Raw genomic sequence first — 15,231 nt, 5'->3', positions numbered from 1 at the left:
TAATGTGAATTGGCATATCGCCGATTGTACGGGTTGGGTCGAGGGATGACAAACAAGGAAGGATTACTGTTGAAATCAATTTTTCTGCTTAAAGAAAATGAAACAACGTTTAAACGGGAAGTACTCGCAGGTCTTGTATCGTACTTGACAGCGGTTTACATTATTGCCGTGAATGCATCCATTCTCTCAGATGCAGGCATTCCGCTTGAAGCAGGAATGATTGCCACTGTACTCGCATCTTTTATAGGGTGCCTGCTAATGGGACTGATAGGAAACACCCCCATCATTTTAGTACCTGGCATGGGCGTAAATGCATTATTTACGTATACCATTTGCCAATCAATGGGGATTCCCTGGCAGCAGGGATTGGCAGTAGTGGTGATATCAGGGGCGCTGTTTGCAGCCGTTTCATTCACAAAACTGACAGAGCTTCTAACCGCCTCCATTCCCTCCTCTCTGAAAGAAGCCATCACCGTAGGAATTGGAATTTTCCTTACTTTTATCGGTCTTCAAAAAGCAGGTCTTGTGCAAGCGAGCGAAACAACGTTCGTCCGGCTTGGGGACTTAACGGATCCTGCTGTTATAGCATCGATATTGACCCTGATTGTGACAGTTGTCCTTTTTGCCAGAGGTGTGCCGGGACATTTCCTGATCAGCATACTTGCAGGGACATTGATTGCCTTTTCTTTCGGATTGTTTAACACGGGAATGGCTTCTGAACGTTCCGAAGGATTCAGCAGCTACATTGAAGTGCTTGGGTCTATCTCATTCATTGGAATAGCGGACCTTGCTTTCTGGATCGGTGTTTTTTCTTTGACTATGGTTATCGTTTTTGAAAACGTAGGACTCGTTCATGGTCATACTGCTATGATTAAACGAGGTGACCGTTTCAAACGTTCGCTTCAGGCGAATTCCATTTCAGCCATTACATCAGGTTTTTTAGGAACAAGTCCAACGGTAAGCACCGTTGAATCTGCTGCTGGAATATCTGCCGGCGGAAGAACCGGGCTGACCGCTATAACGACAGGTTTATTATTTTTGGCATCCTTGCTTTTCCTGCCTTATATTAAACTGATACCTGATACCGCGATTGCCCCAATTCTGATTTTAATCGGGGGACTAATGATTCAGAACATCCAGAACATCGACTTGCAGGATTTCTCTGAAAGCTTTCCTGCATTCCTGATTATTGCTCTGATCCCCCTCACATACAGTATTGTAGATGGAATGGCTTTCGGTTTTATTGCTTATCCTATTTTGAAAATGGCGATGAAACGTTCAAAGGAAATCGCTTTTCCATTATATATAATTGCCTTGCTCTTTTTAGCAAGCATGATCTTTCATTCTGTATAGTAAAAGCCGCCATTTTTTGGCGGCTTTTACATTTCTTCTATACCCACAGCTTTATCAATCTGCTTTCTATGATGGCGGTCGTGCTCTAAAAAATCCTCTACATAAGATTCGATAGTGAACCTATGACTTCCAATCCAAAAAGACTGCTTCCGCTTTTCCTGCGGCTTACTCTCAACATATTGTATAATGCGCAGTCTTGTTTCCATGAATTCTCTGATTAACTGTGATTTGTCAGCTCCATTCCTCGCCTGGGCTGCTGCCTTGGCATTAAATGAATCAAAGTCAGGAAACGGATCAAATTGTACCATTCCCTCTCCTATGCTCTCAAAATGCTGTTCAAGAGTATATTGATCCCAAGCCGTCAAATGAGCAAGAATTTCAGCAGGAGACCATTTTCCTTCTTGAATCGGCATGAAAAAAAGTTCTTCCTTCACTTCATTTAATTGCTCCGCCCAATCAACCATCATCCTAGATTCTTTCAATTGATTCATCCTGATTCCTCCACACGAATGTGCTTGTTAATAAAAAGAAATATTATTAAGTCAAGCTGGTATAAGCTTTTAAGGTAATTGTGACTACTGTTCCTTCATTTATTTTGCTGGTGTATTCAATTTCTCCATCCATATCGTGAATGAGGCGGCTCGTAATCATCGTTCCAAGACCCGTACCTTTTGTTTTCGTTGTATAGAATGGCAAACCGATATTCTGAAGCTGTTCCTCCGTCATTCCCTTGCCGGTATCAGCAATTGTGACAATCACTTTGCCATTAAAGTAATCCGGTTTTTTAGCTACAGTGATCCGGCCCCCTCCCTCGATGGATTCGATTGAGTTCTTCAGCACATTCATGATTGCCTGCATTAAATGCTCAGCATCTCCTACAACATCGTTACTTGGAACCAGTTCCAATTTTATTTCAGCATTTTCAAAGGTAGCAAGCGGTTTAAGCAGCTCAACTGAATCACGCATCAACTCATCAATTTTCACTCTTGCAAGTGAAAATTCATATGGTTTCGCTAGCTTTAAATAATCTGTAATAATTTTATTGGTACGGTCGAGTTCACTCAGAATTAGCGGAGAGAACTCCATCAGCTTCTGGTCGGTTGTATCTTCCTGCAAAAACTGAATAAAACCTCTTACAGCGGTAATCGGATTGCGGATTTCATGCGCAATGGATGCAGCCATCTGCCCGATTGTTGTTAATTTATCAAGGTATATCATATTGTCCAGGTTCCGGTTTATACGGATAAGGGCTTCAATAATAGCGATGACCGCCATCGTAACCGCAAAGAAAAACACGAAATAAATCATATAAAAGTCAATGCGCAAAAACGTGATAAAACGGGAAACAATCCATATATAGAAGAAGAAATAAAGTAACGTAATAAAAGCTCCCGCAATAAGACGAACCTTGGATTTCAGAAAGATTCTTCTAAAAAGCAATCCCGCTGCATAGGCAGCCGCATTTATGAAAATTCCAACAAAAACGAATTCTCCTCCAAAGCCGTAGCGGACGGCACATACAAAAAGCAAGGCAATTCCGCCCGCCAGCCATCCAGAATATAGCGTAACAATCAGTATGGCAATCATTCTAAAATCGAAAAATGTTTCCCCCAGGTCTTCAATTGGATATAGCATGCAGAGCATTGCGCCAAATCCGCTGATAAGTCCATATATAATCTGCTGCTTCACCTTGATTTTTTTCCTTGAGTGAAAGGGAAACATTAAATTGGCGTTAAAAGTAAATGAAAACAGAATGGCCATGTTAACGATAAGTGGTTTTAAATAAATGAGCACTCGCTACCTCCGTCCATCATAATACTTTCAAAATATATCATGAATTTCCTTTAAGCCGTACAAAAAATTCGATAAGAAAAAATAATTGCGGGTTTGCCCATTCCATTCTGTACAAATTTGGATAATCAATTCATAATTCAAATGGAAAGACACTTTATTTTAAGGGAGCAATCAATATGAAAGAAAGCAAAAAAGGCCTTGTTGTCACGGGTCTCCTGCTTGGGATTTTAATGGCCGCGATGGATAACACAATCGTGGCTACTGCGATGGGAACCATAGTAGGGGATCTGGGAGGATTGGATCAATTCATCTGGGTAACATCAGCATACATGATTGCAAGTGTTGCGGGGATGCCTATTTTCGGCAAGCTCTCTGACATGTACGGCCGAAAAAGATTTTTCATTGCAGGATTAACCATCTTTATTATCGGATCTATTCTTTGCGGCACCGCTCAGGATATGGCGCAGCTTAGTATTTACCGTGCTATTCAGGGGATTGGCGGAGGTGCGCTAATGCCGATTGCATTTACGATTATGTTCGATATTTTCCCTCCTGAAAAACGGGGCAAAATGTCAGGTTTGTTTGGAGCTGTTTTTGGAATATCCAGTGTATTCGGTCCGCTTCTCGGAGCCTATTTAACGGATTTTCTAAATTGGCGCTGGGTATTTTATGTAAACATTCCTCTTGGCCTGATTGCTTTTTTCCTAGTCGTAAAATTTTATTTCGAATCACTAGAACGCAGGAAGCAGAAAATTGTCTGGGCTGGGGCCTCCCTGCTCGTAGCTTCTGTATTATGCCTTATGTTTTCACTCGAGCTTGGCGGAGATGAAATTCCTTGGAATTCCCCGTTAATGGCGGGTCTGATTGCCGGTTTTGCCATTTTGCTTATATCCTTTATATTTGTTGAAAGAAAAGCCTCAGACCCTGTCATTCCATTCGATTTATTTAAGAACAGGCTGTTCGCAGCCAGTCAGGCAGCAGGATTCTTTTACGGATCCGCTTTTATTCTAGGCACAATATTCATTCCGATTTTTGTACAGGGCGTTTATGGAGGATCTGCAACTAATGCAGGATTTATCCTAATGCCTATGATGCTTGGAAGTGTTGCAGGCAGCCAGGCTGGAGGAGGTTTTGCTTCGAAGACCTCCTATCGCAGCCTGATGCTGATCTCGGCTGTTCTGTTCATTGCCGGCCTGTTTCTCCTTGGCACGCTTTCAGCAGATACTCCAAGAGTATATTTAACCATTTATATGGTGATTTTAGGGCTTGGCGTTGGATTTTCATTCCCGCTGCTCAGTATGGCTTCTGTGCATGGCATCAGCATGAGACAGCGCGGAACAGCAAACTCCACGAACGCCTTTTTCCGTACGATTGGTATGACACTTGGTGTAACCGTATTTGGAACCCTGCAAAATAATCTTTTAATGGATGAATTGAAAAAAACAATGCCTAATTTCGAAAAATTCAGCCCTACAGGGGATTCTAGAGCTATGCTTTCCCCTGAAGCAAGGGAGCAAATGCCGCCTAATGTACTCTCTGCCATTCAGGATGCTATGGCTGGATCCATTTCGGAAATGTTTATGTGGTCCCTGGCTGCAGGCGTTCTTGCTCTCGTTTTTGTTGCACTTATGCCTAACGCCAGACTCGAAGTACCAGGCAGCCTGCAGCAGAACACTAAAACTCCTGTTAAACAGGCTAAATAGTCATTCAATCGACCAGCTCTCTAATAAAGAGCTGGTTTTTTATAATAGCAAGGAACTTTTCCTTTCTTTACATAAAATTAATATAATTTTGTCGAGCCTTATAGTAAAATAGTAGTAATTAATGCACAACGCGAACTAGTCAAGGAGTCATGCTCATGATAAAGATTGGAGAAATAACCGAAAAAGCGCCGGTTATTACAGGGGATGTCAAAACCCAAACCGCCGGTTCCATATTTGAAGAACAGCCTTCCGCCCAAGGGATTGTTGTCTTAAAAAATGACCGCCCAATTGGACTCGTGATGAAATCCCGCTATAACCACAAGCTTTCAGCCAAATATGGGTATGATCTTTTTATGGGGCGCCCTATTGAATTAATTATGGACTCCAAGCCTCTGATTGTAGACCAGGAAGACAGCATAACCGAGGTAAGCTCTCTTGCCATGAACCGCGAAGAGCAGCATCTTTATGATTACATTATTGTGACTTCAGAAGGTAAATACTCCGGAATTATCAGCATCAGGAACCTCCTCATCAAATTTGCAGAAGTCCAAGCCGATCTTGCCACGTGGACGAACCCGCTCACCGGTTTGCCCGGAAATGTGCTCATTGAGCAGAAGCTTAACGAAATCATTAGTACGGAGCATCCTTTTTCCCTTCTTTATGCAGACCTGGATCATTTTAAAGAATATAATGATTTGTTTGGTTTTAAGAGGGGTGACCTTCTTATAAAAGAGACAGCCAATATTCTAATTAAATATCTTTTTTTCAAAAAAAACGAAAACGCTTTTTTAGGCCATATTGGCGGTGACGACTTTCTTGCCGTCGTACCGCATTTCGGGTACGAGCAGCTTTGCAAAAATATTATCAATGAGTTTACTGTTGTGGCAAAAAAGTATTACGAAGAGGAGGACTGGGACCGCGGATATACCGTTGGGCTATCCAGAAAAAATGTGTATGAGGAAATTCCCCTCGTAAGCCTTTCCATCGCAGTTGTAACAAATCAAACGATGCACTTTTCATCAAGCGAAGAATTGAGCAACGCGGCTGCACAGACCAAAAAGAAGTGCAAATCGATTCATCACAGCTGCTACTTTCAATATTCTCCAAAGCAAAAAGTTCATCTGTAAATTCAGGCGGGCAAACACCCATTATTGAATTTATGCATAGGGTACATTGACTACACTTTCCCTCAAGAAGGAGGAAATTTATGTATCCCTATTTAGCAAATCCCTATGAATTTTATCCATACGCTCCTAACGCATACGATCCATATTCCTATGCTTTCAATCCATTTGACCGTCAAATGATGCCACCACCTCCGCCGCCAGGAGGCGGTGGATTTCCTGGTCAAGGACAAGGGCAGGGACAGCCTCCAGGTCCACCCCCTGGCTTCACCCCACAGCAGCAGGCAACTGCTTTTGCTGTTGACCCTGGTGGAATCCGCAGGTGTTTATACAGAAACACTTATGTATGGCTGAATAACGGACAGCAATTCTGGTTCTATCCAACATTTGTCGGCAGAAATTCTACAGCAGGATTCAGATGGTTCCCAGGCTTTAGACAATGGGGCTACTTTGGCATTGATCTCCGCCAGATCAGTTCATTTACTTGCTTCTAATACAAAAAACAGACTGATTGGGTTTACCCATCAGCCTGTTTTTTTTTGCCCATTTCAAGCTCCTTAATCTCCGGTAAGTCCCGTATTTTTCACAGTATCCCGTTTCAGATCAAGGAGTTCGAATGCTCTTTTAACAGCTGCTTTTCCGGAATGGGCATAATGCATTTCCACGGTTCTCCGTTCATCAAGATAGCTGCCTTCAAATGCAGCATCTTTTATCTTAGCTGCCCAGCCTCCCGAGGTTTCGACGATAACGACCGGCTTACTATTCATATAAGCTGCTGACAACTCACCGAGAGTCCCGTTCCCTCCCCTGATCATAATGATCGCATCACAGGAATGAACGAGTATGAGACTGCGATAATCAAAACCCAGGCCTGTCGTAATAGGGACATCCAAATAATCATTTGCCACATCAGTCTTATCGCCGGCTAAGATACCGATAACAAGTCCCCCTGCTTCTTTAGCCCCCTTTGAAGCATGCTCCATGACCCCGCTCCCACCGCCTGTAAGGAGAACAGCCCCTCTTTTCGCAACCTCAGCTCCTGCTTCCTCAGCAATTGTGCATATTTCCTCAGGTATAACTCCAGATTGACCGATAATCGCTATTCTAATCATACATGCCCCCCGCTTTGATCTATTATCTTTATTATACTTGAAATAAGCAGCTTTTAACGGCGGCACATGAAATTCACCTTTCTTTTACCAGTAAAATGATTTGAGGATCTGGCCATCATAGTTAATGAAAGGAGGGATCATCATGACAAAGAGAAACCGCAAATCGAAATCCGGCCTGCAGCACACAAAAGCAATTACAGATACAGAATTTTCAGCTGAAGCAAAAACAGCTAATTCGGCCGCCAGAAAATCACACCCTTCTGCTAAATAAAAAAATTCGGTCTCTCTAACCGTGAGACCGAATTTCTTCTTCCATCTTTTTCATTTTTTCTTTAAAAGCTTCTCTGCGCTCAGCTTGTTCATAGATTTTTTCCATTTCTGCTTTATAAAATTTCATATGCTCTAAGGTCATTGCATTAAACATTTCACTTCTGAGCTTTACAACAAGTATTTTCTCTTCCGGTGTAAGATAGGCATCATCTGGAAGCACAATTTTCACCTTCTTAAGAGGGATATTTAATTTCTCACCTATGAGAAACAGTTAAAACTTAGATTTTTTATAGCGTAGCCAGCCGACCTTCCAAAAGAATCCAATCATGAGCAGAGCGATTACAATCATAATACCTATAACGATGAAATAACTGTTTCTTCCCTGCAGCTCAGGCATGTATTGAAAATTCATCCCGTAAAGCCCTGCAATGAATGTGAGAGGAAGAAATATGGATGACATCACTGTCAGCGTCATCATAATCCGGTTCATTTTATCTGAACTGATTGAAAGGTAGCTGTCCCGAATATCGGCAGTCAGTTCCCTATTTGCATCAATCATTTCAACGAGCTTCAGCAAGTGGTCATAAACGTCCTGCAAATAAATTTCTTTCTCCTTCAATCCGTTCAGCTTCGTTGAAGAAATCATTCTATACAGTAAATCCCTCATAGGGATAATACTCCTGCGAACACTTGATAAATCCGTTCTGATGCTGAAGACCTCTTCCATAATCGAGCTGATTGTTCTTTCCTCAGTTTTATCCTCAAGTGAATTTAATACATCCTCCAGACGGTAAACAGGAGGGAAGTAATCGTCGACAAGTTTGTCTAGAATTTGATACATAATTTGGAGAGGTCCGGCCTGCATCGCAGCGTCCTTTTTGACGCGGAGAAACATATTGCTGATTTCCCTTATAGGTTTTTTATGGAAGGAAACAAGATATTGATCACTTACGAACAAGTCAACTTCCTCTGCATCAAGGGTTTTTTGATGGATTGCATGAAGAACAAGAAAAAAATATCCATCGTAAAAGTCCATCTTAGGTCTCTGGGTAAATTCAACGCAGTCTTCAATCGCTAATGGATGAAAACGGAAAAATTTCGAAAGCAGCTGGATTTCTTTTTCAGTTGGTTCTTGAAAATCAACCCAGTACCACTTATAATCTTCTTTCTTTAAAGAACTTAGCGGCAAATCGTATACTACATCCCCTGTGTTGGTTACGGCTACGGTTCTAATCAATTGCTCCAACTCCGATTCACAGTTTTATTCCATATGAATTTACCCTTTCATGCTGGAATTAAACCATCTTTCTTAAGTATACATATGATTGGACTCCATTGTAAGGAGGACTTTAGCAGCGAAAAAGTTTATCTTTACAAATCCCCGATAAGATTTGTTAAAATGAGACATAAGCACGAGGAAGAAAAGGTGATTGTATGGAACATTTAATCCAGCCGAGAGTGAAAGAACTTGAAATGTCAGGAATCCGAAAATTTTTCAATTTAGTGGCAGACTATGATGATGTCGTGTCGCTAACGATTGGCCAGCCTGATTTTTTCACTCCTCATCATGTAAAAGCGGCAGCTAAAAAAGCAATTGATGATAATTTTACTTCTTACACCCATAATGCAGGGTTTTTAGAGCTTAGAAAAGCAGCCAGTGATTATTTATTTAAAAAATATAAGCTTTCCTACCGGCCAGAGGACGAAATGATTGTAACAGCCGGCGCCAGCCAGGCGATTGATCTTACTCTGAGGACCATCCTAGCTGAAGGCAGCGAGGTTATCCTGCCCGGTCCGGTATATCCAGGCTACGAGCCGATTATAAAGCTATGCGGTGCCATTCCGGTCCATGCTGATACGACGAGAACTCAATTTAAGCTGACAGCTGAGCAAATTGAAGCGCGGCTGACAGATCGAACGAGATGCGTCATCCTGCCGTACCCCTCTAACCCAACCGGTATGACACTTGAAAAAGAGGAGCTTGAAAAAATCGCCCAGCTGTTAAGAGGCAGAGATATTTTTGTTCTTTCTGATGAAATATACAGTGAGCTAGTCTTTACCGATGCCCATTCCTCCATAGCATCCATGCTTCCTGAGCAGACCATCGTCATTAATGGGCTTTCTAAATCCCATAGCATGACGGGGTGGAGGATTGGATTCGTTTTTGCACGTAAAGAAATAGCAAAGCACATGCTGAAGGTTCATCAGTACAACGTATCATGCGCTTCATCAATTTCACAAAAAGCTGCATTTGAAGCGCTGACAAATGGAATAGATGATGCCCTAATCATGCGTGACCAGTACCGAAAAAGAATGGAGTATGTATACGGAAGGCTTATAAAAATGGGTATCGAGACAGCGAGGCCTACTGGAGCTTTTTATATTTTCCCTTCGATTAAAAAGTTCGGACTCTCCTCATTTGATTTTGCGCTATCCCTTGTAAGCGACGGCGGGGTGGCTGTCGTTCCGGGAAGTGCTTTTTCAAAGTACGGAGAAGGATTTGTCCGCATTTCCTATGCTTATTCAATGGAAGAACTGGAGAAGGGGATGGACCGCTTGGATCACTATATCCGCCATGTGGTTCAGCCGGTTTAATACAGTTAAATTTGTCTGTTGATTTCCGCTGCAGGCGTTAAAAATAGCATCAGGCTTTAACAGATCAATAAAAAAGGACGCTCATTTTATACCGGGCGTCCTTCTTTTATTGGGAACCAGATTGTAAAGATTGTTCCTTTTCCTTTCTCACTGGCAAGGCTAACCTTTCCAAAATGATTTTCAATAATATTATACGTAATCATTAATCCAAGTCCCGTTCCTTTTTCCTTCGTTGTAAAAAACGGATCTCCCATTTTTTTAAGGACGGCTTCGGGAATGCCCTCCCCTTCATCCTGAACGGTAACTTTAATTTGATTTTGATTCAAACTTGTGCAAATTTTTACTCTTCCGCCCTTTGGCATCGCATCAATGGAATTTTTGATTAAATTTATAAAGACCTGTTTAAGCTGGTTTGGATCACCAAAAAGGATGGATTCATCCTCCGAATGGACGTTTTCAATAAAAACACCGTTCAAATTTGCCTGAGTCTCAAGCAACGTTGTTACTTCTAATATAAGCGTCTTCAAATCCGTTTCAATAAACATGCTGTTCTGAGGCTTTGCAAGGACCAGAAGCTCGCTCAAAATGAGCTCAATGCGGTTTAATTCCCCAAAGACGATATCAAAGTACTGGTCGCTGCTTCTTTCTTTAGTCCTCATTAACTGTAAAAACCCTTTAATCGCTGTGAGAGGGTTTCGAATTTCATGGGCAATGCCAGCAGCAAGCTGTCCGGCTACAGATAATTTTTCAGATCTCAGCATTAGTTCTTCGGTCTTCTTCTTTTCGGATAAATCCCTCAATATCACTTGTACGGCAGGCTCTCCGAAATAAGAAGTTGGGATGCAGACCATTTCTGTATAGATCAGCCTGTTTTCATATGTTCTCCAGATCACTTCTCCTATTTCGGAATCTGATTGGCCAATCAGAATTTCTTTAATTAGCGTTTGCGCAATCTTCTCCTGTTCTTCCTCCATGAAATGGCAGTAATTCTTCCCGAGCATATCCTGATACCCTGAAGCCTGGAACAGCTTGACACCGGATTCATTGATAAATACCCATTTATTCCGATGGATGACCGCGATGGTGTCCAATGAATTTTGTATAAGCCTCTGATAGCGTTCACGGCTTTTCTGCAGGATCTTCTGAAATCGTTTGCGGGCAGAAATATCAAGCAGGACAACAAGCTCAGCTCGTTTATGTTCATATTGTATGGAGGAGGTCTTCACCTCAATTTCAATCGGGACCCCATCAAGTCGTCTCCATGTTTGCTCCACAGTGCCGATCTTGCCGCCTTTTTGGAGCCGCTCTATACGGTTTCGGAATATCTCCCTGTATTCATCCTGAATCAGCTCAAGAGAATTGAGTCCAATGAGTTTGGAATCATCAGTCCCTGCATTTAAGAGTGCTATGGCTTCCTTATTCGCATATTGAATAATTCCATTTACAGTAATTAAAAGCGGGCTTGGCAAATTATTTAAATATCTTTTTTCATCCATTCCATCCGCATTTATTATCCACTGCTCGTTTGGTATTCTCTGCTTTCCATTACAATGAATAATTCTTAGGACGATTTCTTCCCGGTTTCCATCCCCAATCATACTCCTGATGTAATCCAGCGTAGCTTCTGCCCAGACAAAATCATCTCTACATCGCATCCTGAAAGTACAAGGATCCATATGATGCTGATTCTGCATGTAACTTTCCAGTGTCTGAACATCTTCACTATGTACAAAGTCAGAAAAATAATTTCCAATTAGCTCATCATTCTTAACACCCATTAAATCAATGGTATTTGCTGAAGCATAAAGTATCTTTCCATGTGAATTGAGTACTGTGTACATGGAGTCTGTTTTTTCTTTTTGCTGATCCATGGCTTCCCCCCCTTTTCGGAAAAGCAATCAGATGAATCTATTTATCTTTGTTCTTTCTAATAATCTCTGTTCCCTTTTCAGGATCGAGTAATTCAACATGGAGCTTTAAAACGGCTGTTTTGAAAACGTTGTTCTCTTAGTCGCTATCCAACATTGCTTGATAGCAGCTCTCAGGCTGCAAGGGCGGAGAATATCCTCAACGCGGTGTGAAAGTTCCCGCCAATCACACAGCATTTTACAAGCCCCTTTATGCATCATGTCTATCAGCTTAAAGACCATGAATATTAGCAGCTGAGCTAATGAGCTTAATGTTTATAAAACATTCGAGAAATGATTGCTGAATCCTTCAAATACTTTCAAAAGTTTCCATAATTATATGAACAAACTCATAAGTTCCTTTAGGGTTATATCCTATTGAATTGAACCCCGACATGGTTTCCCTGTGCTGAAAATAGCTATGTATGGGACCATTTTTGTAATTGGGATGTGGACAGAGAGACGTGTTCATAACTTTTTGCGGGTATTCAAAAGGCTGATTTCCGCTGCAGAATGCCCGCTTTAATCAGCCTTTTCATTTTTCTCAATAAAATAAATAAACCACCGCTATTAGAAAGCAATTTTGCTTATACAGCGGAAATTCCCTCTCGGTTTTTAATATCCGCCTTGATTTTTAGATGCCTTTTCCTTTTTTGCCTTCTCATGATGAAGTTTATTTACATGATGGCTTCCGGATTCATGAGCAAATTCAGTATCCGACTTTGCAGAGTCAAACCCTTTCTTATTCTTTTGATCTGCATCATGTTTCTTTGTGCGCTTGGCCATTAAGACTCACCTCTAATTCGTGATAATTGTGTTCAATTTATTTTGCAGCTAAAATCCAGAGAATATAGATGGCAAAAAAAAGAACCGCAGGCTTCTGCGGTTCTCCATTTATTTCAGTTCTGATTCTTTACTTTCTTCCATTTTAACCTGTGATATATTTTCCTGGCCCTTGTATTTCTTTTCAAGCTCAGTGTAAGCCTTCATTAATCGGTCAGCGATGACTCTGCTGGCAGTTGTAGCAGATGATTTCTCTCTGACTCCAGGAACGGTGACACTAAATGCAACCTTAGGATGGTCTGTCGGGTAATATCCGACAAAGGTAACGTTGCTTACAGGCTTTGCTTTGATCCCCAATTGAATATTTGTATAGAAGGATTGGGTTGTGCCTGTTTTTCCTGCTACATCCAGTCCTTTAAAGTAAGCTCTCGCTGTTCCTCTGGATCCTTTTGTAACAAGCTTCATGCCGGCCTTAATCCGTTCGATTTCATTCGGGGTGTTGTTAATGGCATTTAAAATTTCAGGTTCTTTTTCAACAACGAGCGGACCAAGTTTGTTCTCATTGACCGGCTCATGAATGGACTTTACCACTCTCGGCTCAATACGGTAGCCGCCATTAGCTATAACAGAAATATATTGTGCCATTTGTAAAGGTGTATACGTGTCGTACTGGCCAATCGCAACGTCCAGCAGCAATCCCCCAACTGTATCGGGATGGGAACGCTGTCCATGTGCCTCTCCCGGTAAATCAATGCCTGTTGGCACTCCCAGTCCGAACTGGTCATTCAAATTCCTGAACTTCTGCAAAGCAGCAGGTCCAGCCGGAAATTTGCCGTTCGGTACATACGGAATATCGGCAATTTCCATTGCTGTCCGGAACATATAAACGTTGGAACTTACTTCAAGAGCTTCACGGTCATCTACCCAGCCGCTAGGATGAAGCGATTTTTTCGGCTTGGCACCTTTAAGCAAAATCGGCACACTGTCATTGAATGAAGTTCCAGGCTGCAATCCTTCTTGATAGCCTGCCAAAATTGTCGCACCTTTGACTGCCGATCCCATTTCATATTGGGTTGTATAAGCTCCGTAGGAAAAATCATAATATTTTTTCGAGTTATAGCGGTCATACCCTTTTCCTGCCATCGCGATAATATCGCCTTGGTAAGGATCCATCATGACCGCAAATGCCCGATCAGCATATGGGCTGACAGCCACGACTTTTTTCAGCTCTTCCTCAATGATTTTTTCTGCTTCCTTCTGCAGTTCGGCATCAAAGGTAAGCTGAAGATCCAGCCCTCTTCTTCCGGGATCGACTACTTTTTCGGAAATCGTGTTCCCGTTTTTATCTGTTACGTATTCAACCTTTGCTTTGCGGGGATTTAAGTATTCTTCATATTGATATTCCAGTCTTGATTTACCGACACGGTCGTTGCGTGCATAACCCCGTGCCTGGTAATACGCCTTCCGTTCCTGGAGAATTCCTTGTGAGGAAGACGTGACTCCGCCCAGAATGCTGCCGAGTGTATCACCGTAAACATAATTCCGGTTCCAGTCCGTTATGATATTGATTCCAGGCATGGATTCAATGTTTTCAGAAACTCTGGCCATTTCGTCGTTCGTCAGCATATTTTTAGCACTTGGCGCCTCATCTTTAGGGGGAGCCTGTGATTTAATCACTTGCGGTTCATATTGGTATCCTGCTGAAAACCGTTTGAAAAGCACCGCCATTTCGAGTTCTTCCGGATTCCTGCGGATCTCGTCCACTTCATTGGAGGGCACCCGTTCTACCTGCAGCTTATATTGCTCATTGCCGCTTTTCTCCAAATCCTTCTTTGTTAAAAGAGTTTTAGCTTCTTCCTCATTTGCGGCAAGCCAATAATCACGGATATCACGTTCGCTTTTTTGTTCAGCCGTATATTGAAGATCTTTTTCTTCTACCTCAATAAATTCTGCCAGTTTTTTAGCTGTCTTCAGTTTATCTGCAGTCTTCGTGCTTTTCTCTACTGTATAGGTAATCGCAGGTACACTAACGTTATCCACGACAACACGGCCATACCGGTCGTACATTTTACCGCGCGGGGCGGGATAAGAAGAAATATTGGCTTCTGTTCTAGAGACTTCTTTTGTATACTCTTCCCCTTTTACGATTTGAATAACTCCAAGCCGAATAATGAGGAGAGTAAATATCAGGAATACACCAAAGAAGAAAATGTTGATTCGAAAGTGGCGGGATCTTTTCAGCTTTCGATTCTCAGAGGAATTAGCAGCTTGCTCAGTCAATGTATTGACTCCTTTCATCGTTCATCTCTATATAAAGGGCAGTTTTGTAAAATAACATTCCTATTGTAACACTTACGTAACAGTTGTCATATGTCGAACGGCCTATTTTTAGTGTCAACATTAAATTCAATGAAATAACTTCAAACGATTGAATTTTATGGAAGAAAAACACTATCAAAAAATCCTTAACTTACATAAAGAAAGCTCTCTGATCCCTTATAAAATAAGAGTTTGCGAGAAAAGGAAAATACTGTTTCAAAGCGTGCCATGTCAATGGAAAACGGTGGTTCTTATATTACGAATCTAGCGT

General features: G+C 41.8%; 14 protein-coding genes. 6 read left to right on the top strand and 8 right to left on the bottom strand.

What is annotated here, in order from left to right; translation table 11 throughout:
- Positions 1 to 45: 45 nt before the first annotated feature.
- Positions 46 to 1,353, top strand: coding sequence for an NCS2 family permease (locus WCV65_RS08125; RefSeq protein ID WP_338781460.1), 1,308 nt, complete (start codon positions 46 to 48; stop codon positions 1,351 to 1,353).
- A gap of 26 nt (positions 1,354 to 1,379) precedes the next feature.
- Here WCV65_RS08125 and WCV65_RS08120 read toward each other — a convergent pair whose 3' ends face one another.
- A complete protein-coding gene (locus WCV65_RS08120) occupies positions 1,380 to 1,844 on the bottom strand; it encodes a DinB family protein (RefSeq protein WP_338781458.1) in 465 nt (154 codons plus the stop codon).
- Between the two features lie 46 nt (positions 1,845 to 1,890).
- Complete coding sequence (locus tag WCV65_RS08115; protein WP_338781456.1) at positions 1,891 to 3,147, bottom strand: ATP-binding protein; 1,257 nt, start codon at positions 3,145 to 3,147, stop codon at positions 1,891 to 1,893.
- A 176-nt stretch (positions 3,148 to 3,323) separates the two neighbouring features.
- On the opposite strand from WCV65_RS08115, the gene WCV65_RS08110 reads away from it, so the two are divergent.
- From WCV65_RS08110 to WCV65_RS08100, 3 genes are all read left to right on the top strand, one after another.
- A complete protein-coding gene (locus WCV65_RS08110; protein ID WP_338781454.1) occupies positions 3,324 to 4,850 on the top strand; it encodes an MDR family MFS transporter in 1,527 nt (508 codons plus the stop codon).
- A 155-nt stretch (positions 4,851 to 5,005) separates the two neighbouring features.
- Positions 5,006 to 5,977, top strand: a complete 972-nt coding sequence (locus WCV65_RS08105; RefSeq protein ID WP_338781452.1) for a GGDEF domain-containing protein — start codon at positions 5,006 to 5,008, stop codon at positions 5,975 to 5,977.
- A gap of 176 nt (positions 5,978 to 6,153) precedes the next feature.
- The gene (locus WCV65_RS08100; protein WP_338782210.1) at positions 6,154 to 6,468 is read left to right on the top strand and encodes a transporter; all 315 of its coding nucleotides are present in this window, start codon (positions 6,154 to 6,156) and stop codon (positions 6,466 to 6,468) included.
- A gap of 63 nt (positions 6,469 to 6,531) precedes the next feature.
- Here WCV65_RS08100 and WCV65_RS08095 read toward each other — a convergent pair whose 3' ends face one another.
- Positions 6,532 to 7,086 (bottom strand): TIGR00725 family protein, encoded by a 555-nt coding sequence (locus WCV65_RS08095; RefSeq protein ID WP_338781450.1) that lies wholly within the window; start codon positions 7,084 to 7,086, stop codon positions 6,532 to 6,534.
- Between the two features lie 142 nt (positions 7,087 to 7,228).
- Here WCV65_RS08095 and WCV65_RS08090 point away from each other — a divergent pair, with 142 nt between their 5' ends.
- Complete coding sequence (locus WCV65_RS08090) at positions 7,229 to 7,357, top strand: hypothetical protein (protein WP_269449390.1); 129 nt, start codon at positions 7,229 to 7,231, stop codon at positions 7,355 to 7,357.
- A gap of 15 nt (positions 7,358 to 7,372) precedes the next feature.
- Here WCV65_RS08090 and WCV65_RS08085 read toward each other — a convergent pair whose 3' ends face one another.
- Both WCV65_RS08085 and corA read right to left on the bottom strand, forming a co-directional pair.
- Entirely contained in the window at positions 7,373 to 7,576 is a 204-nt protein-coding gene (locus WCV65_RS08085; protein WP_338781448.1) for a hypothetical protein, read from the bottom strand.
- Between the two features lie 51 nt (positions 7,577 to 7,627).
- Positions 7,628 to 8,602 (bottom strand): magnesium/cobalt transporter CorA, encoded by a 975-nt coding sequence (corA, locus tag WCV65_RS08080; protein ID WP_156505881.1) that lies wholly within the window; start codon positions 8,600 to 8,602, stop codon positions 7,628 to 7,630.
- A gap of 188 nt (positions 8,603 to 8,790) precedes the next feature.
- Between corA and WCV65_RS08075 the strand changes: the two genes are divergently transcribed.
- The gene (locus tag WCV65_RS08075; protein ID WP_035407028.1) at positions 8,791 to 9,951 is read left to right on the top strand and encodes an aminotransferase A; all 1,161 of its coding nucleotides are present in this window, start codon (positions 8,791 to 8,793) and stop codon (positions 9,949 to 9,951) included.
- Between the two features lie 86 nt (positions 9,952 to 10,037).
- Here the strand turns inward: WCV65_RS08075 and WCV65_RS08070 are convergent, their stop codons facing one another.
- The 3 genes from WCV65_RS08070 to WCV65_RS08060 form a co-directional block, all read right to left on the bottom strand.
- The gene (locus WCV65_RS08070) at positions 10,038 to 11,822 is read right to left on the bottom strand and encodes a PAS domain-containing protein (RefSeq protein WP_338781444.1); all 1,785 of its coding nucleotides are present in this window, start codon (positions 11,820 to 11,822) and stop codon (positions 10,038 to 10,040) included.
- 651 nt (positions 11,823 to 12,473) lie between these two features.
- Positions 12,474 to 12,644, bottom strand: a complete 171-nt coding sequence (locus WCV65_RS08065) for a hypothetical protein (protein WP_197491585.1) — start codon at positions 12,642 to 12,644, stop codon at positions 12,474 to 12,476.
- A 108-nt stretch (positions 12,645 to 12,752) separates the two neighbouring features.
- The gene (locus WCV65_RS08060; RefSeq protein WP_338781441.1) at positions 12,753 to 14,921 is read right to left on the bottom strand and encodes a penicillin-binding protein 2; all 2,169 of its coding nucleotides are present in this window, start codon (positions 14,919 to 14,921) and stop codon (positions 12,753 to 12,755) included.
- Positions 14,922 to 15,231 lie beyond the last annotated feature (310 nt).

The organism is Metabacillus sp. FJAT-52054, from assembly GCF_037201815.1.
GTDB lineage: Bacteria > Bacillota > Bacilli > Bacillales > Bacillaceae > Metabacillus_B > Metabacillus_B sediminis.
This window is presented reverse-complemented; position numbering and strand designations above follow the sequence as displayed.

Excerpts from the sequence above, each read along its gene's own strand:
- WCV65_RS08065 (WP_197491585.1), bottom strand. The coding sequence starts at position 12,644 with ATGGCCAAGCGCACAAAGAAACATGATGCAGATCAAAAGAATAAGAAA.
- WCV65_RS08120 (WP_338781458.1), bottom strand. The coding sequence starts at position 1,844 with ATGAATCAATTGAAAGAATCTAGGATGATGGTTGATTGGGCGGAGCAA.
- WCV65_RS08075 (WP_035407028.1), top strand. The coding sequence starts at position 8,791 with ATGGAACATTTAATCCAGCCGAGAGTGAAAGAACTTGAAATGTCAGGA.
- WCV65_RS08100 (WP_338782210.1), top strand. The coding sequence starts at position 6,154 with ATGATGCCACCACCTCCGCCGCCAGGAGGCGGTGGATTTCCTGGTCAA.
- WCV65_RS08125 (WP_338781460.1), top strand. The coding sequence starts at position 46 with ATGACAAACAAGGAAGGATTACTGTTGAAATCAATTTTTCTGCTTAAA.
- WCV65_RS08070 (WP_338781444.1), bottom strand. The coding sequence starts at position 11,822 with ATGGATCAGCAAAAAGAAAAAACAGACTCCATGTACACAGTACTCAAT.
- WCV65_RS08105 (WP_338781452.1), top strand. The coding sequence starts at position 5,006 with ATGATAAAGATTGGAGAAATAACCGAAAAAGCGCCGGTTATTACAGGG.
- WCV65_RS08110 (WP_338781454.1), top strand. The coding sequence starts at position 3,324 with ATGAAAGAAAGCAAAAAAGGCCTTGTTGTCACGGGTCTCCTGCTTGGG.
- WCV65_RS08090 (WP_269449390.1), top strand. The coding sequence starts at position 7,229 with ATGACAAAGAGAAACCGCAAATCGAAATCCGGCCTGCAGCACACAAAA.
- WCV65_RS08095 (WP_338781450.1), bottom strand. The coding sequence starts at position 7,086 with ATGATTAGAATAGCGATTATCGGTCAATCTGGAGTTATACCTGAGGAA.